21 protein-coding genes and 1 pseudogene are annotated in these 24,381 nt (G+C 70.8%); 5 read left to right on the top strand and 17 right to left on the bottom strand.

Features of this window, described 5'->3' with window-relative positions:
- Positions 1–94 precede the first annotated feature (94 nt).
- From ACFZB3_RS02575 to ACFZB3_RS02550, 6 genes are all read right to left on the bottom strand, one after another.
- Positions 95–937, bottom strand: coding sequence for a nitrilase-related carbon-nitrogen hydrolase (locus tag ACFZB3_RS02575; protein ID WP_391368459.1), 843 nt, complete (start codon positions 935–937; stop codon positions 95–97).
- A 155-nt stretch (positions 938–1,092) separates the two neighbouring features.
- Complete coding sequence (locus tag ACFZB3_RS02570; protein ID WP_391368457.1) at positions 1,093–2,673, bottom strand: PucR family transcriptional regulator ligand-binding domain-containing protein; 1,581 nt, start codon at positions 2,671–2,673, stop codon at positions 1,093–1,095.
- Positions 2,674–2,863: 190 nt separating this feature from the next.
- Positions 2,864–4,147, bottom strand: coding sequence for an aminotransferase class III-fold pyridoxal phosphate-dependent enzyme (locus ACFZB3_RS02565; RefSeq protein ID WP_391368454.1), 1,284 nt, complete (start codon positions 4,145–4,147; stop codon positions 2,864–2,866).
- Positions 4,144–4,986 carry a nitrilase-related carbon-nitrogen hydrolase gene (locus ACFZB3_RS02560; protein ID WP_391368451.1) on the bottom strand — a complete coding sequence of 281 codons (843 nt, stop codon included), beginning with the start codon at positions 4,984–4,986 and terminating at the stop codon, positions 4,144–4,146. The genes ACFZB3_RS02565 and ACFZB3_RS02560 overlap by 4 nt, the downstream gene beginning before the upstream one ends.
- 222 nt (positions 4,987–5,208) lie before the next feature.
- Positions 5,209–6,567 (bottom strand): hypothetical protein, encoded by a 1,359-nt coding sequence (locus ACFZB3_RS02555; protein WP_391368448.1) that lies wholly within the window; start codon positions 6,565–6,567, stop codon positions 5,209–5,211.
- A gap of 126 nt (positions 6,568–6,693) precedes the next feature.
- Positions 6,694–6,945, bottom strand: a complete 252-nt coding sequence (locus ACFZB3_RS02550) for a helix-turn-helix transcriptional regulator (RefSeq protein ID WP_351707725.1) — start codon at positions 6,943–6,945, stop codon at positions 6,694–6,696.
- Positions 6,946–6,989: 44 nt separating this feature from the next.
- On the opposite strand from ACFZB3_RS02550, the gene map reads away from it, so the two are divergent.
- Both map and ACFZB3_RS02540 read left to right on the top strand, forming a co-directional pair.
- Positions 6,990–7,790, top strand: coding sequence for a type I methionyl aminopeptidase (map, locus tag ACFZB3_RS02545; RefSeq protein WP_391368445.1), 801 nt, complete (start codon positions 6,990–6,992; stop codon positions 7,788–7,790).
- A 242-nt stretch (positions 7,791–8,032) separates the two neighbouring features.
- On the top strand, positions 8,033–10,582 hold the full coding sequence (locus ACFZB3_RS02540; RefSeq protein WP_391368442.1) for an AAA family ATPase: 2,550 nt from the start codon (positions 8,033–8,035) through the stop codon (positions 10,580–10,582).
- A gap of 80 nt (positions 10,583–10,662) precedes the next feature.
- On the opposite strand, the gene ggt is transcribed toward ACFZB3_RS02540, so the two are convergent.
- A complete protein-coding gene (gene ggt, locus ACFZB3_RS02535; RefSeq protein ID WP_391368439.1) occupies positions 10,663–12,450 on the bottom strand; it encodes a gamma-glutamyltransferase in 1,788 nt (595 codons plus the stop codon).
- Between the two features lie 143 nt (positions 12,451–12,593).
- On the opposite strand from ggt, the gene ACFZB3_RS02530 reads away from it, so the two are divergent.
- Together ACFZB3_RS02530 and ACFZB3_RS02525 are read left to right on the top strand one after the other, a co-directional pair.
- Positions 12,594–13,358 (top strand): hypothetical protein, encoded by a 765-nt coding sequence (locus ACFZB3_RS02530; protein WP_391368437.1) that lies wholly within the window; start codon positions 12,594–12,596, stop codon positions 13,356–13,358.
- A 116-nt stretch (positions 13,359–13,474) separates the two neighbouring features.
- Positions 13,475–15,043, top strand: a complete 1,569-nt coding sequence (locus tag ACFZB3_RS02525) for an alpha/beta fold hydrolase (protein WP_391368434.1) — start codon at positions 13,475–13,477, stop codon at positions 15,041–15,043.
- 45 nt (positions 15,044–15,088) lie between these two features.
- Here the strand turns inward: ACFZB3_RS02525 and ACFZB3_RS02520 are convergent, their stop codons facing one another.
- The 9 genes from ACFZB3_RS02520 to ACFZB3_RS02480 all read right to left on the bottom strand — a co-directional run bounded on the left by ACFZB3_RS02520 (position 15,089) and on the right by ACFZB3_RS02480 (position 22,754).
- Complete coding sequence (locus tag ACFZB3_RS02520; RefSeq protein ID WP_391368432.1) at positions 15,089–15,937, bottom strand: ABC transporter permease subunit; 849 nt, start codon at positions 15,935–15,937, stop codon at positions 15,089–15,091.
- Positions 15,934–16,578, bottom strand: coding sequence for an ABC transporter permease subunit (locus ACFZB3_RS02515; protein ID WP_391368429.1), 645 nt, complete (start codon positions 16,576–16,578; stop codon positions 15,934–15,936). The genes ACFZB3_RS02520 and ACFZB3_RS02515 overlap by 4 nt, the downstream gene beginning before the upstream one ends.
- A gap of 11 nt (positions 16,579–16,589) precedes the next feature.
- Complete coding sequence (locus tag ACFZB3_RS02510) at positions 16,590–17,525, bottom strand: transporter substrate-binding domain-containing protein (RefSeq protein ID WP_391368426.1); 936 nt, start codon at positions 17,523–17,525, stop codon at positions 16,590–16,592.
- 16 nt (positions 17,526–17,541) lie between these two features.
- Positions 17,542–18,285: an ATP-binding cassette domain-containing protein gene (locus ACFZB3_RS02505; RefSeq protein WP_391368423.1), complete on the bottom strand. Its 744-nt coding sequence runs from the start codon at positions 18,283–18,285 to the stop codon at positions 17,542–17,544.
- Between the two features lie 194 nt (positions 18,286–18,479).
- Positions 18,480–18,887, bottom strand: a complete 408-nt coding sequence (locus ACFZB3_RS02500; RefSeq protein ID WP_391368420.1) for a DUF6278 family protein — start codon at positions 18,885–18,887, stop codon at positions 18,480–18,482.
- A gap of 16 nt (positions 18,888–18,903) precedes the next feature.
- Positions 18,904–19,683 (bottom strand): exodeoxyribonuclease III, encoded by a 780-nt coding sequence (locus ACFZB3_RS02495; protein ID WP_391368418.1) that lies wholly within the window; start codon positions 19,681–19,683, stop codon positions 18,904–18,906.
- A gap of 71 nt (positions 19,684–19,754) precedes the next feature.
- Positions 19,755–20,390: an MBL fold metallo-hydrolase gene (locus ACFZB3_RS02490; RefSeq protein WP_391368416.1), complete on the bottom strand. Its 636-nt coding sequence runs from the start codon at positions 20,388–20,390 to the stop codon at positions 19,755–19,757.
- Between the two features lie 98 nt (positions 20,391–20,488).
- Complete coding sequence (gene pcaC, locus ACFZB3_RS02485; RefSeq protein ID WP_391368413.1) at positions 20,489–21,808, bottom strand: 4-carboxymuconolactone decarboxylase; 1,320 nt, start codon at positions 21,806–21,808, stop codon at positions 20,489–20,491.
- Positions 21,809–22,205: 397 nt separating this feature from the next.
- Positions 22,206–22,754, bottom strand: coding sequence for a hypothetical protein (locus ACFZB3_RS02480; protein WP_391368410.1), 549 nt, complete (start codon positions 22,752–22,754; stop codon positions 22,206–22,208).
- Positions 22,755–22,902: 148 nt separating this feature from the next.
- On the opposite strand from ACFZB3_RS02480, the pseudogene ACFZB3_RS02475 reads away from it, so the two are divergent.
- Positions 22,903–23,829, top strand: a pseudogene (locus ACFZB3_RS02475) (IS701 family transposase); the annotation flags it as partial.
- Between the two features lie 17 nt (positions 23,830–23,846).
- Here ACFZB3_RS02475 and ACFZB3_RS02470 read toward each other — a convergent pair.
- Positions 23,847–24,359 (bottom strand): DUF4265 domain-containing protein, encoded by a 513-nt coding sequence (locus ACFZB3_RS02470; RefSeq protein WP_391368408.1) that lies wholly within the window; start codon positions 24,357–24,359, stop codon positions 23,847–23,849.
- Between the last annotated feature and the right edge of the window lie 22 nt (positions 24,360–24,381).

Here is a 24,381-nt window from a genome sequence, read left to right as displayed (position 1 = left end):
GGGTCCGACGTGGCTGGTCGCGCAGTTCCTCCCCCAGCCTTCGGCCGGGGGGACCCCCAGCGCCCCTTACGGGGCGCTCCTACGACGGGCGCTGTTACGGCGCCGTCAGCGGGCCGTACGCGTCCGGGCGGCGGTCCCGGAAGAACTGCCAGCGGTCGCGGACCTCGCGGAGCTTGGCCAGGTCCAGGTCGCGGACGACCAGTTCGGTCTCCTTGTCGGAGGCCACCTCGCCGACGAACTGGCCCTCCGGGTCGACGAAGTAGGACGTCCCGTAGAAGTCGTTGTCGCCCAGGTCCTCCACGCCGACCCGGTTGATCGCGCCGACGAAGTACTCGTTGGCCACGGCCGCCGCCGGCTGCTCCAACTGCCAGAGGTAGCGGGAGAGTCCGCGCGAGGTGGCCGACGGGTTGAAGACAATCTCGGCACCGCCGAGGCCCAGCGCCCGCCAGCCCTCCGGGAAGTGGCGGTCGTAGCAGATGTAGACGCCGATCTTCCCGACGGCCGTCTCGAAGACGGGCCAGCCCGCGTTCCCCGGGCGGAAGTAGAACTTCTCCCAGAAGCCGGGGACCTGGGGGATGTGGTGCTTGCGGTACTTGCCGAGGTACGAGCCGTCGGCGTCGATCACCGCGGCGGTGTTGTAGAGGACGCCGGGCTGCTCCTCCTCGTACACGGGCAGGATCATGACCAGGCCCAGTTCGCGGGCGAGGGCCTGGAAGCGCTGGACGATCGGGCCGTCCGGGACCTGTTCGGCGTACTCGTAGAAGGCCTTGTCCTGGACCTGGCAGAAGTAGGGCCCGTAGAACAGCTCCTGGAAGCACAGGACCTGGGCGCCCTGCGCGGCCGCGTCGCGGGCCGCCTGCTCGTGGACCTGGATCATCGACTCCTTGTCGCCGGTCCAGGCGGTCTGGAAGAGGGCGGCACGAATCACTCGGCTCATCGGGACCTCCGGTCGCTCGGTGTGCGAGAAGGCTAGAAAGCCCCGAAGTCCTGTTTGAGTTGCATCGTGTCACGTCTGCGGGCGCCCGGCGTGCCACCGTGTCACGCTGCCGATGGCCCATGTTTCACCGCCGTTTTCCCAGGTCGTCGCATGTTTCACTGCTGTTGCGCGTCGTGCGCGAGGAGTGCGATGTGCACGGAGGCCGCCTGCTCGAAGTCGTCGAGGTCGACGCCGAGCCGGGTCTGTATCGCCTCCAGGCGGCGGTACAGCGCGGGGCGGGAGACATGGTGGAGCTGGGCGGTGCGGGACTTGTTGCGCCCGGTGGCGAGGTACGTCCGCAGCACGCCGAGCAGGTCCTGGTCGGCGCCGTTCGGGCACAGCAGCCCGTCCAGTTCGCGCTCGGCGAAGGACTGGACGTGCGGGTCGTCGCGCAGCAGCCGGATCAGGCCGCGCAGGTGGACGTCCTTGAGGCGTACGACGGCCGGGAGGTCGAGGGCGGCCGCGGTGTCGGCGACCGCGTCGGCGACGTGCTGGGCCTCGCGCAGGCCGACCGGCACGTCGTCCCAGGCGGTACGGGCGCCCGCGGCGGCCACCACCGCCCGGGGCCCGGCCGACTCGCCGTGCAGCCGGGCGGCGAAGTGCGCGGCGAGGGCGTCGGCGTCCTGGTCGCGGGCGAGGCTGAGCAGGACGGCGGTGATGCGCTCGGTGAGTTCGGCGACGAGTCCGGGCAGGCCCAGCAGCCGCAGGATCCGCTCCAGTTGGGCCGGTTCCGCGTCCCGTACGACGAGCGGGACGAAGGTCCGCCGGTTGACCGGGAGCCCGGCCGCCCGGGCCCTGGGCAGGAGTTGGCGGGCCGGTACGACCCCGGAGACCAGGTCGGTCAGCAGGCTCTGCGCGGACTGCTCCTCCCAGGTGTGGGCGGAGCCGCCGCCGAGCATGCGGTGCAGGACGAGGGCCTCGGCGGCGCGGTCGGCGAGCAGCCGGCCGGTGGCGGTGTCGCCACGGTGACCGCAGAGCATGATCTGGCCCCAGCGCTCGCCCCGGCCGCCCAGTTCGGCGCGGATCCAGCCGTCGCCGGTGCCGCCGCCTGCCTGGCGTGCGATGCGCTCCCAGTCGCGGAGCACGTCGTCCACCGCGGAACGCTCCCCCGCGGTGGCGAGGACCCGGTGCGCGAGGTTGGTGACGACGACCGGGCAGGCGCTGTGCACGGCGACTTCGTCGAGGAGCCGCTGGAGGGGGGCGCCGGCCGTGATGAGGCCGGTGAGGGCGGTGCGGACCGACTCGGAGAGGCTGACGGCGGCGAACTTCCGCCGCACCAGGCGGGACTGTACCTCCTCGGTCAGCTCGGCGAACGGGAAGGGGCGGTGCAGGACCACCAGGGGGAGGCCGCAGCGGTCCGCCGCGCGGCGCATGGCGTCGGGCGGGGAGGGGAAGGCGCGGCCGAGGCCGAGGACCACGGCGGCGGCCTCGGAGCGGTGCAGGGACTGGATGTACTCGGCCTGTTTGTGGTCGTCGCCGGCGAGCAGGACGCCGGTGGTGAGGACCATCTCGCCGCCGGTGAGCATGACGCCGACGTCGGGGGCCTCGGCGACGTGCACCCAGCGGACGGGGCGGTCGAGGTGGGCGGAGCCGGCGACCACCTCGGGGTCGCCGGCCAGGACCCGTTCCAGGGCGAGGATCTGACGGACCGACAGTATGGGGTCTGTGGTGTTCGGGGGATCCCAAGTGGCGGTCATCTTGCGTGGTCCCTTGGTCGGTTCGGTGCGTCCGGAGCCTGCGGGCCCGGTGGGGGCTGGTCGCGCAGTTCCCCGCGCCCCTGACGGGGCGCCCTGCAGCCCCCTGCTTCAGGGGCGCGGGGAACTGCGCGACCGGCCACGACGGCGCCGCAGTCGACCACGGCATGTCGCGGCACTTCCCGCGGATCGCCTAATAGGCACTCCGCAGCGCCTGTTCGAGAATCGCCGCGCCCTCCTCCGCCTCCGCCACCGTCAGTGACAAGGGCGGGGCGATGCGCAGCGCGCTCGTGTTGTGGCCGCCGCCCTTGCCGATCAGGAGGCCGCCCTCGCGGGCCGCTTCCAGGATGGTGGACGCGGACTTGGGGTCGGCCTCGTCGGTGCCGGGCCTGACGAGTTCGACGCCGATCATCAGGCCGCGGCCGCGCACCTCGCGTACGCCGGGCAGCTGGGCGGCGACCGCGCGGAGGCGTTCGATGAGGAGGCCGCCGACGCGGCGGGCGTTGCCCTGGAGGTCGTGCTCCAGGAGGTAGGACAGGTTGGCGAGGCCCGCGGCCATGGTGATCTGGGTGCCGCCGAACGTCGAGATGCTGTTGGAGTCCAGGCAGTTCATGATCTCGGCGCGGGCCACCACGCCGCCGATGGAGCTGCCGTTGCCGATGCCCTTGGCGAAGGTGAGGATGTCCGGCGGGCCGTTCTGGCCGTGCGCCTGCCAGCCCCAGAAGTGCTCGCCGGTGCGGCCCCAGCCGGTCTGCACCTCGTCGGCGATCCAGAGGATGCCCTGCTCCTGGAGGACCTTGCGGAAGGCCGCGTACAGCCCGTCGGGCGGGGAGGTGAAGCCGCCGACGCCCTGGATCGGTTCGGCGATCAGCGCGGCCGGGGGGCGGGTGTGGCCGAGGAGGTCGCGCAGGTCGTCGACGCAGGCCGCGATGAAGTCCCGGTCGTTCAGCTCGGCGAACGGGCCGCGGGTGCGGACGCCGCCGTGGACGTACAGCGTCTGCAGCGGGGACAGCGAGGTCGGGGACCAGCCCTTGTTGCCGGTGATGCCGACCGCGCTGAAGGAGCGGCCGTGGTAGCTGTTGCGCATCGCCAGGACGGTGTTGGTGCGCCGGTAGGTCGTCGCGAGCAGCAGGGCGGTGTCGTTGGCCTCGGTGCCGGAGGTGGTGAAGAAGACCCGGGCGTCCGGGATGCCGCTCAACTGGGCAATACGCTCGGCGAGTTCGACCATCGGGCGGTTGAGGTAGAGCGTCGAGGAGTGGATGATCCGGCCGGCCTGCTCGCTCACCGCCTTCGTCACCTCGGGCAGCGCGTGCGCGGTCATCGTGGTGAGGATGCCGCCGAAGAAGTCGAGGTAGCGGTTGCCGTCGGCGTCCCAGACGTGCCGGCCCTCGCCGTGGGTGATCTCCAGGGGCTCGTCGTAGTAGAGCGCGAGCCAGTCGGGCAGCACCTGGCGGTGGCGGGCGAAGAGGTCGTTCACGGCTGTACCAGCCCTTCGTAGGCGTCGGGACGGCGGTCGCGGTAGAAGGCCCACTGCTGCCGCACCTCGTCGATCAGGTCGAAGTCGAGGTCCCGGACGACGAGTTCCTCGCCCTTGTCGCTCGCGACCTCCCCCACGAACTGCCCACGTGGATCGACGAAATAGCTCGTCCCGTAGAAATCGTTGTCCCCGTACTCCTCCTGGCCCACCCGGTTGATGGCGGCGACGAAGTACTCGTTGGCGACGGCCGCGGCCGGCTGCTCCAGCTGCCAGAGGTAGGCCGACAGGCCGCGTGAGGTGGCCGACGGGTTGTAGACCAACTGGGCGCCGTTGAGGCCGAGTTGCCGCCAGCCCTCCGGGAAGTGGCGGTCGTAGCAGATGTACACGCCGACCTTGCCGACGGCGGTGTCGAAGACCGGCCAGCCGGCGTTCCCGGGCTTGAAGTAGTACTTCTCCCAGAAGCCCTTGACCTGCGGGATGTGGTGCTTGCGGTACTTGCCGAGGACGGTGCCGTCGGCGTCGATCACGGCGGCGGTGTTGTAGTAGAAGCCGGACTGCTCGACCTCGAAGACCGGGACGACGATCACCATGCCGGTCTCGCGCGCGAGTTCCTGCATCCGGCGGGTGGTGGGGCCGTCCGGGACCGGCTCGGCCCAGCGGTAGTGCTCGGGTTCCTGGACCTGGCAGAAGTAGGGGGCGTTGAAGACTTCCTGAAATCCGATGATCTTCGCGCCTCGGCGGGCCGCCTCGCGGGCGTACTCCTCGTGTTTCGCCACCATGGACTCGGTGTCGCCGGTCCAGGTGGCCTGGACCAGAGCGGCGCGTACGACGTTGGCCATGAGCTGCTCCTTCTACGCCCGTAGAGGGTCGAAAGTAAGCCTCCTCGGATTCCTTGCCAAGACCATCGTCGTTAAGCCGCCGAGTCGATCGCGTTTCTTACCTGGCTGGCGGATGCGGGGGCCGTCCCGGAAGCGCCGTCCCAACTCGGCGCCGTTCCGGACTGCGGGTGCGTCGTGGCCGGTCGCGCAGTTCCCCTACGGGGCGCGCCCCGGTCACACCCCTCAAGAAGCGAGGCCCGCCACCCGAAGTGCGTGCAGCAGGTCCCAGTGGCGCTGGTCGGAGATCTGCTGGGCCGAGCGGAGCAGCAGCGGCACCAGGCGCTGGGGGTCCGGTTCCGCGCTGTGGGCCGCCTCCTCCGGGGTGCGGACCTGCACGTAGGTGTCCAGCAGGGCCCGGGCCTCGCGGTGCCGGCCCGCCTCGTCCAGGGCGAGGACGGCCGCGCCGATCTCCGGGGCGGGGCGGACGACGCCCTGGCGCAGGATCTGCCGTCCGTCCTCGGTCCGGCCCGCGGCGGTCAGGGCGTCGGCGGCCGCGACGAGCGGGGCGGGCGGCAGCGAGGCCGCCTCCCACAGCAGCGTGGCCCAGTCGGCACCGAGCCCGGCCCGCTGGAGGGCGTCCGCGAGCAGCGGGAAACGCGCGGCTGGCCAGTGCGCGACCTCGGCCAGCAGCGCGTGCGCCTCCCCGGTGCGGCCCTCCGCCCGGAGCCGTTGGAGCCGCTCCGCGGCCGCCGCCACGGCCCGCCCCGACTCCTCGTCGGACTCCGCGGGTACCGGCTCCGGCGGCGCCGGTGCCTCGACGGCCCCGGCGAAGCGGGCGCCGCGCGGGGTACGACGGCCGGTGGCGGCCGCGGGCTCGGCCACCTCCGGTGCCTGCGGTACGGCGGCGGGCACGGCCTCGTCCTCCGCCAGGCCGGCGAACCGGGCGCTGCCCCGCCGCCGCTTGCGCTGCTTGGCCGGGGCGGGAGCCGGGGCCGGGAGCGGGTCAGGCGCAGGATCCGGGGCGGGATCCGGAGCGGGCACCGGCTCGGGAGTCGCGGCGAGGGTCTCGCCCTGCGGGCGCCCGGCGGGCGCGGCCCGGTGCTCCAGCCGGTCCATCCGGGCCCGGAGCTCGGCGCACCGGGCCGCTGCCCGCTCGTGGTCGTCGCGGGCCCAGGCGAGGTCGACGTGCAGGACCTCGGCCTCCTCGCGGGAGTGCGCGGAGTCGAGGGCGCGGCCGAGCTGGGCCAGCCGTTCCGCGGCGTACCGCTGTTCGCGGAGGGTGACGTCGAGGCGGTCGCCCAGGTCCTCCCGGGCGCCCGGCCGGGTGTCGTACGCCGCGAGCGCGTCCGCGTGCAGCCGGCGGGCCTGCTCGGCCTCACGCGCGGCGGCCTCGGCGCCGTAGACGGTCGCCAGGTCCTGGAGCAGCGCCGCCACGACGTCCCACGGGGGCACCTCGCGCCCGCCGAGGCAGGCCTGCATGCCGTCGGGGTCGCGCTGCCAGAAGACGGCACACCAGCCGCCGCCCTGGTCCAGCCGCGCCAGCAGGCCGTTCAGGTAGTTCGCGAACTCCCGCACCCGGCCCGGGAGCTGATCCACAGTCATCGCTCGACTCCCGCCAGACCGGAACACTCCGGTTCCGTAGGCAACACCAGTTGTGTTACGGGGCTGCTACGGGGAGTTTTCAGCGGGCGCGCGGAGCCCTCATTGCCCGATCTTGACCGATGCGCGTCACACGACGACCAGGGCGCAGCGCTCCACCAGGTCGTCCATCGACAGGCCGAGCGCGCGGGCCAGCGCGGCGACGGTGAAGAAGGCGGGGGTCGGGGCCCGCCCGGTCTCGATCTTGCGGAGGGTCTCGGCCGAGATGCCCGCCGCGGCCGCCACCTCCGTCATGCTCCGCCCGCCGCGCGCCTCGCGCAGCAACCGCCCGAGCCGCTCGCCGCGTTCGCGTTCTTCCGGGGTGAGAGGGGTGCGTACCATGCCGCCATTCTAACCCGGTCGAGAAAACCGGTATATTAATTGGCATGGTGGAACTGAAGACAGACACATCGATCGACGCCATGCACGCGTCGGGCCAGGTCGTCGGGCGGGCCCTGACCGCCGTACGCGAGGCCGCCGGCATCGGCGTCTCCCTGCTCGAACTGGACGAGGTGGCGCGGGAGGTGCTGCGCGAGGCCGGTGCCTCCTCCCCGTTCCTCGGCTACCGGCCCTCGTTCGCGCCCACCCCCTTCCCCGCCGTCATCTGCGCGTCCGTGAACGACGCGATCGTGCACGGCATCCCGACCGGCTACCGGCTGCGCGACGGCGACCTGGTCTCCATCGACTGCGGTGCGGTGCTGGACGGCTGGGCGGGTGACTCGGCGATCAGCTTCACGGTCGGCAGAGCGCGGCCGGCGGACGTACGGCTCGTCGAGACGGCCGAGCGGGCGCTCGCGGCGGGCATCGCGGCGGCGGTCGTCGGCAACCGCATCGGCGACATCGCGCACGCGGTCGGCCGGGTGTGCCGGGACGCCGGCTACGGCATCCCGCAGGACTTCGGCGGGCACGGCATCGGCCGCCGGATGCACGAGGACCCCGGGGTGCCGAACGAGGGCCGCCCCGGCCGCGGCCTCCCGCTCCGGCACGGTCTGGTCCTCGCGATCGAGCCCATGCTGATCGGCAGCGGCCGGGACGGATACCACGCGGCCGACGACGGATGGACCCTGCGGACGAACGACGGCTCCCGGGCGGCGCACGCGGAGCACACGGTGGCGATCACGGAGTCGGGGCCGCGGATTCTCACGGCCAGGCAGTCGGAGCTGTCGGAGGTGCGTCCCGGCCGCTGATCACGGGGCGGCCCACTCGCCCGGGGGGGGGCACACCCCGGGCTCCGGGTCCGGCGGGTGGGACAGCGCGGCACGAGGAGGGCACGGCCCTGGCCGTCGCCCGAACGGCTGGACGTGCCCCCCTCCGGCGGGCGTGCGAAGGTGGTGTGACCGGGCCCTGCAGGGGCACCCGCGTGGACCGGCACGTCGACCAGCGAGCGCGTCCCCCAAGGCGCCGGGACGCCGGAACGGAACGAACGCTCATGAACAGCGGCTACCCCGGACCGGGCGACTACGGACAGGATCCCTTCGGGGAGTTCCTCGCGCGCTTCTTCGGCGGCGGCGGAGCCCGCCAGGGACCCCGGCAGATCGACATCGGCAGGCTGCTGAGCCAGCCGGCCAGGGAACTGGTCAAGGGCGCCGCCCAGTACGCCGCCGAGCACGGCAGCCGGGACCTCGACACCGAGCACCTGCTGCGCGCGGCGCTCACCGCGGAGCCCACCCGCTCCCTGCTGAGCAGGTCCGGCGCCGATCCCGACTCGCTGGCGACGGAGATCGACGGCCGCGCGGGACCGGTCCAGCACCCGCCCGGCGAGGCTCCCCCGCCGACGTCGCTCTCCCTCACCCCGGCCGTGAAACGGGCCCTCCTTGACGCGCACGACCTGGCCCGGGCCGGCGGAGCCGGGTACATCGGGCCCGAGCACGTGCTGGGCGCGCTGGCCGCCAACCCGGACTCGGCCGCCGGGCACATCCTGAACGCCGCCCGGTTCGCCGCCGCCGGCCTGCCGCCGGACGCCACCGAGACCGACCGCTCGCTCGCCGGCCCGGACACCCGGCGCCGTACGAGCAGCACCCCGAACCTCGACAAGTACGGCCGGGATCTGACCGAGCTGGCCGGGGAGGGCCGGATCGACCCGGTGATCGGCCGCGACGACGAGATCGAGCAGACCATCGAGGTGCTCTCCCGGCGCGGCAAGAACAACCCCGTCCTGATCGGTGACGCCGGAGTCGGCAAGACCGCGATCGTGGAGGGGCTGGCCCAGCGGATCGCCGACGGAGACGTGCCGGACGGGCTCGCCGGGCGCCGGGTGGTCGCCCTCGACCTGTCCGGCGTGGTCGCCGGCACCCGGTTCCGGGGCGACTTCGAGGAGCGGCTCAACAACATCGTGGGCGAGATCCGCTCGCACTCCGACCAGCTGATCGTCTTCATCGACGAGCTGCACACCGTGGTCGGCGCCGGAGGCGGCGGCGAGGGCGGCGCGATGGACGCGGCCAACATCCTCAAGCCCGCGCTGGCCCGGGGCGAGCTGCACATCGTGGGCGCGACCACCCTGGAGGAGTTCCGCAAGATCGAGAAGGACGCGGCGCTGGCCCGCCGCTTCCAGCCGATCCTGGTGCCCGAGCCGACGGTCCCGGACACCATCGAGATCCTGCGCGGCCTGCGCGACCGCTACGAGGCCCACCACCAGGTCCGCTACACCGACGAGGCCCTGGTCGCCGCCGTCGAGCTGTCCGACCGCTACCTCACCGACCGCAGGCTGCCGGACAAGGCGATCGACCTGATCGACCAGGCCGGCGCCCGGGTCCGCCTCGGCGCCCGCACCAAGGGCACCGACGTGCGCGCGATGGAGCGCGAGATCGAGCAGCTCACCCGGGACAAGGACCAGGCGGTCGCCGACGAGCAGTACGAGCGCGCCACCCAGCTCCGGGACCGCGTCGGCGAGTTGAAGACCCGTATCACCGAACTCTCCGGCGAGGAGGAGGTCGACGAGGGCCAGCACCTGGAGGTGACGGCCGAGGCGATCGCCGAGGTGGTGTCACGCCAGACCGGCATCCCGGTCAGCAGCCTCACCCAGGAGGAGAAGGAACGGCTGCTGGGCCTGGAGGCCCATCTGCACCAGCGGGTCATCGGCCAGAACGAGGCGGTCGCCGCCGTCTCCGAGGCGGTCATGCGCTCCCGCGCCGGACTGGCGAGCCCGAACCGTCCGATCGGCAGCTTCCTCTTCCTCGGCCCGACCGGCGTCGGCAAGACCGAACTGGCCCGCGCGCTCGCCGAGGTGCTGTTCGGCAGCGAGGACCGGATGGTCCGCCTGGACATGAGCGAGTACCAGGAGCGCCACACCGTCTCCCGCCTGGTGGGCGCCCCGCCCGGCTATGTCGGCCACGAGGAGGCGGGCCAGCTCACCGAGGTCGTCCGCCGCCACCCCTACTCGCTGCTCCTCCTCGACGAGGTGGAGAAGGCCCACCCGGACGTCTTCAACATCCTGCTCCAGGTCCTGGACGACGGCCGCCTCACCGACTCCCAGGGCCGCACGGTGGACTTCACCAACACGGTCATCGTGATGACGAGCAACCTGGGCTCGGACGTGATCACCCGGCGCGGTGCCGGCATCGGCTTCGGCCCGGGCGACGAGGAGGCGACGGAGGCGGCCCGCCGCGAGCGGGTCCTGCGCCCGCTCCGGGACCACTTCCGCCCGGAGTTCCTGAACCGCATCGACGAGATCGTCGTCTTCCGCCAGCTCACCGGCGAGCAGCTGCACCAGATCACCGAACTCCTCCTGGAGCACACCCGCCGCATGCTGCACGCCCAGGGCATCACCGCCCACTTCACGGACGCGGCGGTCGACTGGCTGGCGGAACACGGCTACCAGCCGGAGTACGGCGCCAGACCGCTGAGGCGGACCATCCAGCGCGAGGTCGACAACCAGCTGTCACGGCTGCTGCTGGACGGCACGGTCGCGGAAGGCGCCACGGTGACGGTGGATGTCACGTCCGGCCATCTGGAGTTCCGGCCGGCGAAGGCGCCCCTTTAGGGGCGCTGGGGGTACCCCCGGCCGAAGGCTGGGGGAGGAACTGCGCGACAACCAGCCCCCACGCACCCGCAGCCCGCGAACTACGGAGCCGGATCCACCACCTGCGCGGATCCCCCACCCCGCCGCACCGTCTCAGCCGCCGCCAGCCACTTCCCGCCCGGCAGCCGCTGCACACCCGTCGCCGCCCCGATCTCGGGATTCAACGAGAACGAGTGCCCGATGGCCTCCAACTTCCCCCTCAGCGCCGCGTCGTTGTACAGCGCCGGTTCCAACTCGGTCTTCGCCGCGTTCCGCTGCGACGCCCGAGGCGCGGCGATCGCGTCCACCAGCGGCAGATGCCGGTCGAGGAACTCGGTCAGCACCTGGAGCACGGTGGTGATGATGGTCGCCCCACCGGGCGAACCCACAGCCACCACCGGCTTGTTCGCCTTGTCGAGCACGATCGTCGGCGAGATGGAGGACCGCGGCCGCTTCCCGGGCCCGGGCAGGTTCGGGTCGTGCACCGCCGGGTTGGCCGGGGTGAACGAGAAGTCGGTCAGCTCGTTGTTGAGCAGGAAACCGCGCCCGGGCACGGTGATCGCGCTGCCGCCGGTCTGCTCGATGGTCAGCGTGTAGGAGACGACGTTCCCCCACTTGTCGGCGACCGTGAGGTGCGTGGTGTTCTCGCCCTCGTACGTGGTCGGCGCCGCCGTGCCCGTCGACCCGGGGTTGTTCGGGTCGCCCGGCGCGACCGGGCTGGTCAGCACCGAGTCGTCGGTGATCAGCTTCGCCCGCTCGTCGGCGTACCGCTGCGACAGCAGCCCCTTGGTCGGCACGTCCTCGAACGCGGGGTCGCCGACCCAGCGCCCGCGGTCGGCGAAGGAGATCCGGCTGGCCTCGATGTAGTGGTGCAGGTACTGCACCTCGTCGGCCTTGGAGAGGTCGGTGTTCTCAAGGATGTTGAGCGCTTCCCCGACCGTCGTGCCACCCGACGAGGACGGCGCGATGGAGTACACCTTCAGCCCGCGGTACCCGGTCTCGGTCGGTGCCTGCAGCTTGGCCCGGTAGGCGGCCAGATCCTTCGTGGAGAGCTTGCCCGCCCGCGCCTTCCACCCCGAAGCGGGGTCCACCGGCGGGTTGTCGACCGTCGACACGATGTCCTTGCCGAGGTCGCCCGTGTAGATGTCCGCGACCCCCTTCTTCCCCAGCTCCTTGTAAGTCCGGGCAAGCTCCGGGTTCTTGAAGGTGGAGCCCACCACCGGCAGCTGCCCGCCCGGCAGGAAGAGCTTCGCCGTGTCGGGGAAGTACCGGAACCGTGTCTCGTTCGCGGCGGTCTGCGTCCGGAAGGTGTCGTCGACGACGAACCCGTTGCGGGCGATCCGTTCGGCCGGTTTCAGCACCGTGCCGAGCCGCTCCGTGCCCCACTGGCCGAGCGCCGTCTGCCAGGTGGCCGGCGTTCCCGGCGTGCCGACGCTCAGTCCGCTGCTCACGGCGTCGGCGAAGGCGAGCGGCTGGCCGTTCTCCACGAACAGGTTGGAGTCGGCGGTCAGCGGCGCGGTCTCGCGGCCGTCGATGGTGTGCACGGTACGGGACTTGGCGTCGTAGTAGACGAAGTAGCCGCCGCCTCCGATGCCGGAGGAGTAGGGCTCGGTGACGCCGAGCGCGGCGGCGGTCGCGACGGCCGCGTCGACCGCGTTGCCGCCCTTGCGGAGCACCTCGATGCCGGCGGCGGTGGCGTCCGCGTCGACGCTGGCCACCGCGCCGCCGTAGCCGACGGCCACCGGGGTTTTCGCGGCGGCGCCGGGGGCGGGAGGCGCTGCCGCCCCCACCGACACCACCGCGGCCGAGACCGCCAGGACGGTCAGTTTCCGCGCGACAGGGCGACGCATCCGCACCTCCAGTTCCGGAACGTCCGCGCAGCGTATCGACGGGGCCGCAGCCCCGACAGCCACATTCAGGGCACTGTCATATGACTGCCACACTTCGAACACGGGTACGTTCCGGCCACCTGTGACCGCTAGCATGCGCGCCCATGAATGACGACCTGCGCAACATTATCCTCGGCGTCGTGGCGGCCGGCATCAGCGCGGCGCTCGGCTGGCTGGCCCGTACCTCGCTGTGGCGCCGCAGCCTGCGCCGCAAGCAGGCCTTCTTCGGGCTGCCGGAGAACTCGGAGTCGCTGCTGGTCGTCAACCGCGATCCGGCCACGTCCGAACCGGCGGTCCACCGCTTCGACGTGTTCGCCCTCCTGGAACTGGCCGCGCTGATCAAGGACTGCGGCGCGAACCTCCAGATGGTCACCCAGGACAACGTCCAGCAGGGCTTCGGCGAGCGGACCGAGTTCTGCGTCGGCGGTCCCGGGTCAAACCGCCGCATGCTCGCCCACATGTCCGCGATGCTGCCCGGCGTCCGCGTCAACATCGACCCGGAGCCGGGCCCGGACCGCGGCGCCTTCCAGATCGGCACCGAGCGCTACCGGCTGGATCCGGGCATCACGGAGTACGTGCTGCTGGCCCGCCTGACCGCCGGCCAACGCCCGGACGCCCGCCCGGTGTTCCTCTTCTGCGGGCAGCGCGCGATCACCAACCAGGCGGCCACCCGCTATCTCGCCCGCAACCACCAGCGGCTCGCCCGCAAGCACGGCAACAACTCCTTCGTGCTGCTCCTCAAGGTCGTCAACTCGCAGGCGTACGGCCCCGACGTGGTCGAACTCGTCGAGGACGTCACCCGGGCCGCCCAGGCATCGCTGCCGCCGGCCGCGACCGACACCGCACCCGCCTCGCACCGCGCCTCCTGAGTACCTGCACCCTTCAACAATCGTTACTGGCACGTAACTTACCGACGGGTTACTTGCGGTAAAGGGTCACGGTTACCGTCGGGTCACTTTGCATTGACACGTATGGGGAGTGACCCGTGGGAACCCATCGCAAGGCCCTGCGTACGACCGCCGTGGGCGCCGTCTCCGCGACCCTGATCGCCGGAGGCGTCCTCGGGTTCACCCCCGCCGCCCAGGCCGCCGCGAACGACGTCCGGTTCGTCGACATCACCGGCGACGGCGGTACGACGCTCAAGGCCAACGTCGTCACGCCCGCGGGCGCCGACGGCTCGCACCGCTACCCGCTGCTGGTCATGCCCACGAGCTGGGGCTTCCCCCAGATCCAGTACCTGGCGCAGGCCCAGAAGCTCGCCGACTCCGGCTATGTCGTGGTGGCCTACAACGTCCGCGGCTTCTGGCAGTCCGGCGGCGGGATAGAGGTGGCGGGCCCGCCCGACGTGGCCGACGCCTCCAAGGTGATCGACTGGGCGCTCGCCAACACCCCGTCCGACGCCGGGCACATCGGCATGGCGGGGGTGTCGTACGGCGCCGGCATCAGCCTGCTCGCGGCCGCGCACGACAGCCGGATCAAGGCGGTCGCCTCGCTCAGCGGCTGGGCCGACCTGATCGACTCGATCTACTCGGGCCGCACCGAGCACTCCCAGGCGACCGCCCTCCTCGACGGCGTCGGCCAGGTCACCGGCCGCCCGAGCGCGGAGACCAGCCAGGTCCTCAAGGACTTCTTCGCCGGCGACCTGTCCAAGGAACAGGAACTGATCGCCTGGGGAAAGAAACGTTCCGCTGCCACCTACGTCGACCAGATCAACAAGAACGGCGCGGCGATCATGCTCGCCAACGCCTGGGGCGACACGATCTTCCCGCCCAACCAGATCGCCGACTTCTACAACACGTTGACCGGCCCCAAGCGGCTCGAACTGCGCCCCGGCGACCACGCGACCGCCGAACTGCCCGGACTGTTCGGGCTGCCCAACGACGTGTGGACGGACACCGGGCGCTGGTTCGACCACTACCTCAAGGGCGCCGACAACGGGATCGACCGCGAGCAGCCCGTGGAGCTCAAGTCCCGTTCCACGGGCGGCTACGAGGGCTATCCGGACTGGAAGTCGGTCGGCGCCACCCGGCACAAGATCGACCTCGCGGGCACGGCCACCGTGCACGCGAACGTGGACTCGGGCGCGGACGGCGGGACCGTCTTCCTGTCCAGCATCCTCGACCAGGTCGCCCAGCTGCCGCCGGTCGCCTCGATCCCGCTGCTCCCCCGGCGCTGGGCCGCCGTCTGGCAGTCCGAGCGGTACGCCGGCGCGCAACAGGTGCGCGGCACCGCCCGGTTGCACACCACCCTCACCCCGACCGCGGAGAGCGGCACCCTCGTCGCCTACCTCTACGACGTGGGGCCGCTCGGCCTCGGCAAGCTGGTGACCAACGCGCCGTACACCTGGCACGGCCGGACGCCCGGCAAGGCGTTCGACGTGGACCTGGACCTGTTCGCCACGGCCTACGACGTGCCCGCCGGGCACCGGCTCGCGCTGGTGGTCGACACCGTGGACCCGCTCTACATCGAGCACAACCCGTCCGGCGCGCAGCTGACCTTCTCCTCGCCGGTGGACGACCCGTCGTACGTGTCCGTTCCGCTGCGCGAGCAGTGATCTCCGGCTGCCGCCGGCCGGGCCTGGCCCTTTGGCTGCTGCCCCCTACGGCAGCAGCGTCCCCGGTTCGGCCGGGGCCACCTCGGCGGCCCCGGTCCTGGGACTGTGCCGCTCCCGCCTGGCCACCCAGCCGGCGAACCACGAGAGCAACATGCACATCCCGATGTAGATCGGCGAGATCACCATCACCACGGGGATGAAGGGCAAATCGTAGTCCAGGTTGGATGCGATCAGTTTCCCGGCATGGAGGAACTCCTCGTAGGTGATGAGATAGCCGAGCGAGGTGTCCTTCAGGGCCACCACGAGCTGGCTGATGACGGCGGGCAGCATGGCCCGGACGGCCTGCGGCACCAGGACGTACGACATGACCTGGGTCTTGCGCATGCCGAGCGCGAACGCGGCCTCCCGCTGGCCGCGTTCGACGCTGTTCACCCCGGAGCGGAGCACCTCGGCGAGCACCGAGCCGTTGTAGAGGGTGAGTCCGGCGACCAGGGCGGGCAGGGGCTGGACCTTCAGCGCCACGAAGACGAAGAAGATCATCACCAGGACGGGCATGGCACGGAAGAACTCCACCACGGCGGTGGCCGCCCAGCGCACCGGGCGGTGCTCGGAGAGCCGTCCGGTGGCCAGCAGCCCGCCCAGCGCGAGGGAGAGGACGGCCGCCATCGCGAAGGCCTTCAGCGTGTTGCCGAGGCCGCGCAGGAGGAGTTCCTGGATTCCCTGGTAGGCGAAGGGCATCCACTTCGTGTACGTGAACTGGCCGGTGTCGAAGAGGAGATACAGGATCCAGGCGAGCAGGGCGAGGAGGACGGTCGTCGCCAGGACGCCGTACAGCGTGTGCCGTCTCCTGGTGACGGGGCCCGGGATGTCGTAGAGCGCGGTGGTCCCGCTCATCGGGCGACTCCCCACGCACGCTCCATCACGTGGAACAGGGCGCTGATGGCGAGGGTGATGATCAGGTAGCCCATGGCGATCCAGACGAACGTCCAGACGATGTTGTAGCCGAGCTCGCTCAGTGTCCGGTAGGTGCCGAGGAGTTCGGTGACGCTGAAGGCGCCCGCGATCGCGGAGTTCTTGGCGAGCGCGATGAGGGTGGAGCCGATCGGCGGGATCACCGACCGGAACGCCTGGGGCAGGATCACCAGGCGGAGGGTCTGCCCGAAGGTCATGCCGAGGCTGCGGGCCGCCTCGCCCTGCCCCCTGGGCACGGTGTTGATGCCGGAGCGCAGCGCCTCGCAGACGAAGGCGGAGGTGTAGCAGCCGAGGGCGAGGACCGCGAACACCTGGAAGGGCAGGACCAGTCCGAAGCGGGGCAGGCCGAGCAGCACCGCGAAGAACAGGAGGGTGAGCGGGGTGTTGCGGAGCACGGTGACCCAGGCCGTGCCGAAGACGCGCAGGGGGCCGACGGGCGCGACCCGGAAGGACGCCGTCAGGAAGCCCAGGACGAGGGCGAGCGCCGAGGAGTAGACGGTCAGTTCGAGGGTGCCGAGGAAACCCTCGGCGTACGTGTGGAAGTTGTCGGTCAGTACGTTCATGCCGTCCTCGCTCAGCTCGCCGGGTAGCGGTCGATCGGGGGCGGCGCGGGGGCGGGTAGGCCGGACAGGCCGAGCGTCGCCTCGTACGCCTTCTTCCAGTCGCCGTTCTTCTCACGTGCCTCCAATGCGTCGTCCATCGCGAAGCGCAGGGCGGTGTCGCCGCGGGGGACGCCGATGCCGTAGGGCTCCTTCGAGAAGGGCCTGCCGACGACCTTGAGTTCGCCGGGGGCCTTCGCCGCGTAGCCGATGAGGATGGCGTCGTCGGTGGTGACGGCGTCGACTTGGTAGGTGAGCAGGTTGTCCACGCAGACGGAGTAGGTGTCGTAGGCGACGAGGACCGCCTTCGGGTATTCGGCCCTGATCCGCTGGTACGGCGTGGAGCCGGCCGCCGAGCAGACGCGCTTGCCGGCGAGGTCCTCGGGGCCGTGGATGTCGTTCTCGTCGTGGCGCACGAGGAGGGACTGGCCCGCCAGGTAGTACGGCCCGGCGAAGCCGACCAGCTTCTTGCGGTTGTCGTTGATGGTGTAGGTGCCGACGTAGAAGTCGATCTGGCCGTTCTGCAGGGCGGTCTCGCGGTTGGCGGAGGCGATGGTCCGGAAGCGGATCGTCTTCGGGTCGAGGCCCAGGGAGGCGGACATCATCCTGGCGATCTCGATGTCGAAGCCCGAGTAGACGCCGGTGGCCGGATCCCGCTCACCGAGGTAGGGCTGGTCCTCCTTGACGCCGACGACGAAGTGGCCGCGCTTCTTCGCCCGGGTCCAGGTCGGGGAGTCCGGCAGCCGGAAGCCCTCGGCGACCTGGTAGTGGGGGAGCCGGTCGGCCGCGGGGCCCTTCCGCGGCGGGCTGCCCTCCTTGCCGCAGCCGACGAGGCCGAATCCGGCGGCGGCGCCGACGAGCAGCGCGGTGAGCAGGGCCAGGGCGGCGGGCACACGGGTGGTACGGACCATGGGTGGCACTCCCCGCTCAGTGCTTGAGGATCTTGGACAGGAAGTCCCTGGCGCGTTCGCTGCGCGGGGCGGTGAAGAACTCCTCCGGGGTGCGGTCCTCGACGATGCGGCCGTCGGCCATGAAGACGACCCGGTGGGCGGCGGAGCGGGCGAAGCCCATCTCGTGGGTGACGACGACCATCGTCATGCCGTCCCGGGCGAGCTGCCGCATGACCTCCAGGACCTCGTTGATCATCTCGGGGTCGAGGGCGGAGGTGGGTTCGTCGAAGAGGAGTGCCTTGGGTTCCATGGCGAGGGCGCGGGCGATGGCGACGCGCTGCTGCTGGCCCCCGGAGAGCTGTGCGGGGTACTTCCCGGTGTGCGCCGACAGGCCGACCCGGTCGAGGAGCTCACGCGAGCGGCGGTCGGCCTGCTCCTTCTTGCGCCCGCGGACCTTGACCTGGGCGAGGGAGACGTTCTGCAGGACCGTCTTGTGGGCGAACAGGTTGAAGGACTGGAAGACCATGCCGACCTCGGCACGGAGCTTGGCGAGGGCCTTCCCCTCCTGGGGCAGCGGCCGGCCGTCGAGCGTGATCGTCCCGGACTCGATGGTCTCCAGGCGGTTGATCGTCCGGCACAGCGTCGACTTTCCCGACCCCGAGGGGCCGATGACGACGACCACCTCTCCCTTGCCGACGGTGAGATCGATGTCCTGGAGGACATGGAGCTCGCCGTAGTACTTGTTGACGTCCCGCAGTTCGATCAGAGGATCGACGGCCATCCGCAGCCCTACCCGCTCTCAGCTGTGTCGTGGTTGCCGCAAACTATCCAGCCGCGAGCGGGCTTGAGGCACGACACGCACTTTTCGGGCATAAGCCGTATTTACGCCGTCTTTATGGGCGGCCCTGCCACCGCCCCGTCACCGTCCTGCCACCGCCCCGCGACCGCCCTGATCGCCGCGCGAACGGCCGTCGTTCAGGCCTCGGCGACCTCCGCGTAGAGCTGGGAGAGCTCGGGGACCCCGCTCTCGGCCCAGTCGTGCCCCGACTCGACGACCTCGAACTCCCGCCCGGACGCGAGCCGTACGACCGGTTCCCCGTCCGCCCTGATCTCCCACTCGGCGCCGGGCACGGTCCGGGTCAGGACGGTGCCCAGATACAGGCCGGCGTCGGTGCCGAGCCAGGTCAGGGTCTCCTCGTCGTCCCGCCAGCGCGGGAGCAGCTGGTCGAGGGCCTCCAGCGAGGCCGGGGTGTCGTCGAGCGCGACACCCTCCTCGGCCGCCTGGGATCGCAGGAACTCGCACTCGGCGAGCAGGTCGGGGTCGGCGTGGTGCGGGACGTCACCGGTCCTGCCGTGCCTGTTACCCAGAAAGGGGAAGTCCATGGCCCCAGGTTGACACTCATACCTCCAGGTCCACCACCACCGGGGCATGATCGGAAGCGCCCTTTCCCTTGCGCTCCTCGCGGTCGACGTAGGAGTCCTTCACGGCTTTGCCGAATGCTTCGTTGCCGTACACCAGGTCGATACGCATGCCGCGGTTCTTGGGGAACGCGAGCTGGCGGTAGTCCCAGTAGGTGTAGGGGTGGTCGTACTTCAGCGGGCGCGGGACGACGTCGGTCAGGCCGGTCCCGCGCAGGGCGGTGAGCGCGGCGCGCTCGGCCGGGGTGACATGGGTGAGGCCCTCGAAGGCGGCCGTGTCGAAGACGTCGTCGTCCGTCGGCGCCACGTTGTAGTCACCGAGGACCGCGAAGGGCCGGCTGCCGCCCGCGTCCCCGGCGACGGCGGCCTTCAGCGCCTCGAACCACTGCAGCTTGTAGGCGTAGTGCGGGTGGTCCACCTCGCGCCCGTTGGGCACGTAGACCGACCAGACCCGGACCGGCCCGCAGGTCGCCGAGATCGCGCGGGGCTCCACGCTCCCGTCGTAGCCGGGGTCGCCGGGCAGCCCCTTGACGACGTCCGCCAGGCCGACCTTCGACAGCACCGCCACGCCGTTCCACCGCCCGGTGGCGTTGACCGCCGCCTCGTAGCCCAGCTCGCGCAGTTGCTCGAACGGGAACTGCTCCTCGGCGACCTTGGCCTCCTGGAGGCAGAGCACGTCGGTGCCGCTGCTCTCCAGCCAGGCGAGGAGCCTCGGCAGGCGGGCGGTGATCGAGTTCACGTTCCAGGTCGCGATGCGCATGCTCCACAACCTACCGGGCCCCTCTGACAACCGGCCTCAGACAGCCGGCCTCGGACAGCCGGCCTCCGGCCTCAGACGTCCGCCGAGGCCCCCGGCGCCAGCCGCTGGTGGTCCGCGCCGCCCAGGGCGCCGATCTGGCGGTCGTAGATCGGCCGGGCGAGGTCGGTGAGCAGGGCGTCGTGGATGTCGTAGGCGCGCTGCGGCTTCACCTCGCGGACGTAGTCGATCACCTCGGAGATCTTGTTCCAGGGCGCCATCACCGGGAGCATCAGCGTCTCCACGGGGTGGTCGGGGACGGTGAGGGCGTCGCCGGGGTGGAAGACCCGGCCGCCGTCGATCAGGTAGCCGACGTTGGTGATGCGCGGGATGTCCGGGTGGATCACCGCGTGCAGCTCGCCGTGCACTTGGACGTCGAAGCCGGCGGCGGTGAAGGTGTCGCCGTGGCCGACGGTGTGCACCCGGCCCGGGAAGGCCGCCGTCAGCTGGTCGGCGACGGACTTCAGGGTCCAGATCTCGGTGCCGGGGTCGGCGTCCAGCGCGGCCCGCAGGCGGCCCTCGTCGAAGTGGTCCGGGTGCTCGTGGGTGATCAGGATCGCGTCCGCGCCGACGGCCGCGTCCTGCTCGCTGAACCCGCCGGGGTCGAGGACGAGCGTGCGCCCGTCCTTTTCGAGGCGTACGCACGCGTGGGACTTCTTGGTGAGCTTCATGGTCACCATCCTGCCCCCGGGCCGCCCCGCGGTCCTCGGGGACTCCTCGGTCCCCCGTGTCCCCGGTCGGCGGCCCGCCTCCCCCGCCCGGTGGTCTCTCAGCCCTCGGGAGTGGTCTCCTCCCGGATGACCTCCTGTGCCACCCGGAACGCGCTGTTCGCGGCCGGCACTCCGCAGTACACGGCCGCCTGGAGGAGTACCTCCTTGATCTCGACCGGGGTGAGGCCGTTGCGCAGCGCGGCCCGGACGTGGAAGCCCAGCTCCTCCAGATGGCCGCCCGCGACCAGTGCGGTGAGCGTGACACAGCTGCGCGAACGCCGGTCGAGGCCCGGCCGGTCCCAGATCTCGCCCCACGCGTAGCGGGTGACGAACTCCTGGAAGTCCCCGGAGAACTCGTCGGCCTGCGCCAGCGCCCGGTCCACGTGCGCGTCCCCGAGCACCTCCCGGCGGACCTTCAGCCCCGCCTCGTACGGGTCGGGCCGCCCGAGCGGCTGCGGCGCGAGGACCGGCGGGGCTATCTCGGCGATCGGCGTGAACTGGGGCGCGACCTGCGGCACGGCCTGGGGCGCGGCGGGCAGCACCGGCTTCACCGGGGCCGCCGGGATGGCGATCTGGCCGGTGGTCGAGTCGTAGGCGGGCTGCCAGGCGGTGGAGAAGTGCCGCACCAGCAGGTCGGTGACGGCGGCGGGCTGCTCGACCGGAACCAGGTGGGAGGCGCCGGGTACGACCGCGAGCCGGGCGTCCGGGATCCCGGCGACCAGGGTGCGGGCCTCGGCGGGGCCGGTGACCTGGTCGTCCGAACCGACCAGGACGAGCGTCGGCACCCCGACCCGGGCGAGTTCGTGCCGTACGTCGAAGCCGGCCAGCGCCTCGCAGGCGGCGATGTAGCAGCCGGGGTCGGTGGTGCGGACCATCTGTACGGCCCACTCGGTGATCGCGGGCTGGGCGGCGGCGAACCCGCCGGTGAACCAGCGTTCGGGCGAGGTGCGGGCGATCGGGTCGAGGCCGTTCGTCCGTACGATCACACCGCGCTGCCGGAACTCGTCCGCCGTCCCGAACCGGGGGGAGGTGGCGACCAGCGCCAGCGAGGCGATCCGCTCCGGGTGCCGCAGCGCCAGCTCGATGCCGACGGCCCCGCCGAGCGCGCAGCCCGCGTAGCCGAACCGCTGCACACCGAAGGAGTCCAGCGTGGCCAGCAGCCGCGCGGTCAGCTCGGCGACGGAACCGGCCGGGTGCGCCGGGGCGCCGCCGTGCCCGGGCAGGTCGTAGCGGAAGACCCGCCACTGCTGGACCAGCTCCGGGATCTGGCGGTCCCACATGTGCCATGTGGTACCCAGTGAGGGACCCAAGATCAGGACAGGAGCGTCTTCTGGCCCGTCAAAGCGGTATTGGAGGGTGTTCGGTGATGTCTCGCTCACCCGTCTGAGCCTCTCATCTGTCACGAGATGTCACATCGCCGGGGTGGACCTGGCGGGCTTTGCCCCGCTCCGGCAGTGCCGGACCTGCCGCCGAGAGCCCAGGTATACCTTCTCCGGGCATGTACTCGTGGCCGTATCAGCAGTGGGCCCTACGGGCGCGTGGCTCCTTCAGTCGCTACGAGCAACGCTTTCCACTTCGATCACGGCCTCCAAGCGGCTCGGGTTGCAGCATCAAGTGTGGTGGCACGGACGAGGCTCGGCGTGACTCACGTGGAAACCTTCCGGAATCCCGCTCAACAGCGGCTTGAACACCACACGGTGAACGCTTGGTAGAAGGCTTGACCGTAGCCGGATGTTCTTAGTACTCCAGCTGTAGATAGCTCTTGGCTGGTGGCGGCTATGTTCTCCGCGGTTTGCGTGGCCTGCCCCAGCCGCCGTGCGGACGGTTTCGTTCCTGGGCCTGCGTCGCGGCGTCGAACTGGGTCTTGCTGGTCACTGCTCGTGGTTCAGGTACGAGCGTGGTCGCAGTTGATCGCCACGGGACAGCCGAGGCCCAGCCGACCACGGGCATGGTCTCGTCGTAGTGCGGAGCGAACTGCGCGACGATGATGGTGGGCATCTGATAGTTCAGGCTGCGAACGTGTTCGATGAACGCGCCGGGCAGCGAAACATGGTGCGTTTCCACGTAGTGCGGGAAGTCCTGGCGCCACAGCCAGGAACCGTCGGTCACCAGGGAAGAGCACCCCGCAGAGTGCCGGTGGGCGCTCCCGGTGATGACGTCACGTCCGCCTTCCATGACGTCGATGAGGGCATGGCCGGCGTCCAGGTAGGCCACCAGGTCCATCTCATCCGGCTCACCGACAGGCTGGACGGCATCGCGTATCGATCCGTTCGGCTGGCCGCAGCTGTTGTCCAGTTCGTCGTAGAAGCCCAGCAATCCCAGCACTGCGTCTCCTTCGACGAGCCTTTCCATCCCGCTGGCACTCGTAGACGCGGCCACCGTTGATCATCGGCGTGTGAAGACAAACGATCACGCGGTGGCCGCAGGCCACAGCGTAGACGCTGCCCACTGGCAGGAAACGCTCGAGAGCCTGATGGACCGCATCGCAGGCAGGTTCGCCCGGGTCGAACCCCGTCGCCGAATACGGCACCTGGTACTGGGACTGCTCGCGGACCTGCCGCGGAAGAACTGCTGGACCATCGCCGAATGGGCCGGGGAGGCGACCCCCGACGCCATGCAGCACCTGCTGAGCCGTGCCAAGTGGGACGCCGATGCCGTCCGTGACGACCTACGCGTCTACGTGGTCGAGCACCTGCACGACGACCAGGCAGTCCTCGTGGTCGACGAGACCGGCGACGTGAAGAAGGGCACCCACACCGTCGGGGTCCAGCACCAGTACACCGGCACCGCGGGCAGGATCGAGAACTCCCAAGTCGCCGTCTACCTCGCCTACGCAAGCCGGCGCGGACACGCCGCACTGGACCGGGAGTTGTACATCCCGCGCTCGTGGACCGACCAGCCCGACCGCTGCCAGGCGGCCGGACTCAACCCGGACACCGCGTTCGCCACCAAACCCGAACTGGCCGTCCGCATGATCACCCGCTTCCCGGACTCCGGCCACCACGCCCCCTGGGTGGCCGGAGACGAGGTCTACGGCGGCAACCCGCCGCTGCGAACCGCGCTGGAGGAACGCGGCACCGGCTACGTCCTCGCGGTGGCCTGCTCGCACGAAGTCACCACCGGCGCCGGGAAGTTCCGCGCGGACGCCCTGGCCAAGAAGGTGCCCAAGCAGGCCTGGCAGAAGCTGTCCGCAGGGGCCGGAGCCAAGGGCCACCGCTTCTACGACTGGGCCGTCATCGACCTCGTCGACCCCCGGCCCGGGAGTCGCCAGTTACTCATCCGCCGAAACCGCAGCACCGGCGAACTCGCCTACTACCGCTGCTACTCGCCCGCACCAGTGCCGCTGACCACCCTGGTGCGCGTTGCTGGATCAAGGTGGTGGGTGGAAGAGACGTTCCGATGTTTTCTCGCGGATAGTCACTTAGAGCTATAGACCCTGGAGTCCCCCCACTCCCAAAAAGCCGTCATCCTCTCAATCTCATTCCGGACAGAATCGTAAACTGGCTGCATTGCCGACTCGTCAGGCACATCAATCGCGACGTGCCTGTCGCCGTTCCACTCACTGAGGAGACCGGCAGAATCCACAGCCCTACGCAAAGCGAGTCGACTGTCATCCGCAGGGCGCGGCTCGGAGAAAAGAACTCGAAGAACTCGACGGCCCGACTTTTCAATCACTCGATCCACCGAGCCCGATCCCCCTTTCTCGATCACGTCGCCTAGCGCGACTCCATAGGCGTAAAAAGGGATGCAACAAATCTCATACACGCCTTCACCATTAACCTCCCGTAGCCAAAGCTGCTCAAGCATTCCCGGGAGATCGAACGGAGTCAGATCGACCATGGCCATGTAGTGAGTTTCGCCCCGCCATGCTGGATCTTCGTGGCTTACGTAGGTGATTCCATCGACCGCGACCTGCAAGATGCCCTCCACCACTAAATGAAAAACAGATATG

Origin of the sequence: Streptomyces sp. NPDC008092 (assembly GCF_042957285.1) — a bacterium.
GTDB lineage: Bacteria > Actinomycetota > Actinomycetes > Streptomycetales > Streptomycetaceae > Streptomyces.
Note: the sequence above shows the minus strand (reverse complement) of the source record. Positions and strands in the feature narration are given on the sequence as shown.

Excerpts from the sequence above, each read along its gene's own strand:
- ACFZB3_RS02575 (WP_391368459.1), bottom strand. The coding sequence starts at position 937 with ATGAGCCGAGTGATTCGTGCCGCCCTCTTCCAGACCGCCTGGACCGGC.
- ACFZB3_RS02520 (WP_391368432.1), bottom strand. The coding sequence starts at position 15,937 with ATGAGCGGGACCACCGCGCTCTACGACATCCCGGGCCCCGTCACCAGG.
- ACFZB3_RS02510 (WP_391368426.1), bottom strand. The coding sequence starts at position 17,525 with ATGGTCCGTACCACCCGTGTGCCCGCCGCCCTGGCCCTGCTCACCGCG.
- ACFZB3_RS02560 (WP_391368451.1), bottom strand. The coding sequence starts at position 4,986 with ATGGCCAACGTCGTACGCGCCGCTCTGGTCCAGGCCACCTGGACCGGC.
- ACFZB3_RS02505 (WP_391368423.1), bottom strand. The coding sequence starts at position 18,285 with ATGGCCGTCGATCCTCTGATCGAACTGCGGGACGTCAACAAGTACTAC.
- ACFZB3_RS02495 (WP_391368418.1), bottom strand. The coding sequence starts at position 19,683 with ATGCGCATCGCGACCTGGAACGTGAACTCGATCACCGCCCGCCTGCCG.
- ggt (WP_391368439.1), bottom strand. The coding sequence starts at position 12,450 with ATGCGTCGCCCTGTCGCGCGGAAACTGACCGTCCTGGCGGTCTCGGCC.
- ACFZB3_RS02530 (WP_391368437.1), top strand. The coding sequence starts at position 12,594 with ATGAATGACGACCTGCGCAACATTATCCTCGGCGTCGTGGCGGCCGGC.
- ACFZB3_RS02550 (WP_351707725.1), bottom strand. The coding sequence starts at position 6,945 with ATGGTACGCACCCCTCTCACCCCGGAAGAACGCGAACGCGGCGAGCGG.
- ACFZB3_RS02500 (WP_391368420.1), bottom strand. The coding sequence starts at position 18,887 with ATGGACTTCCCCTTTCTGGGTAACAGGCACGGCAGGACCGGTGACGTC.
- map (WP_391368445.1), top strand. The coding sequence starts at position 6,990 with ATGGTGGAACTGAAGACAGACACATCGATCGACGCCATGCACGCGTCG.
- ACFZB3_RS02515 (WP_391368429.1), bottom strand. The coding sequence starts at position 16,578 with ATGAACGTACTGACCGACAACTTCCACACGTACGCCGAGGGTTTCCTC.
- ACFZB3_RS02540 (WP_391368442.1), top strand. The coding sequence starts at position 8,033 with ATGAACAGCGGCTACCCCGGACCGGGCGACTACGGACAGGATCCCTTC.
- ACFZB3_RS02570 (WP_391368457.1), bottom strand. The coding sequence starts at position 2,673 with ATGACCGCCACTTGGGATCCCCCGAACACCACAGACCCCATACTGTCG.
- ACFZB3_RS02490 (WP_391368416.1), bottom strand. The coding sequence starts at position 20,390 with ATGAAGCTCACCAAGAAGTCCCACGCGTGCGTACGCCTCGAAAAGGAC.
- ACFZB3_RS02555 (WP_391368448.1), bottom strand. The coding sequence starts at position 6,567 with ATGACTGTGGATCAGCTCCCGGGCCGGGTGCGGGAGTTCGCGAACTAC.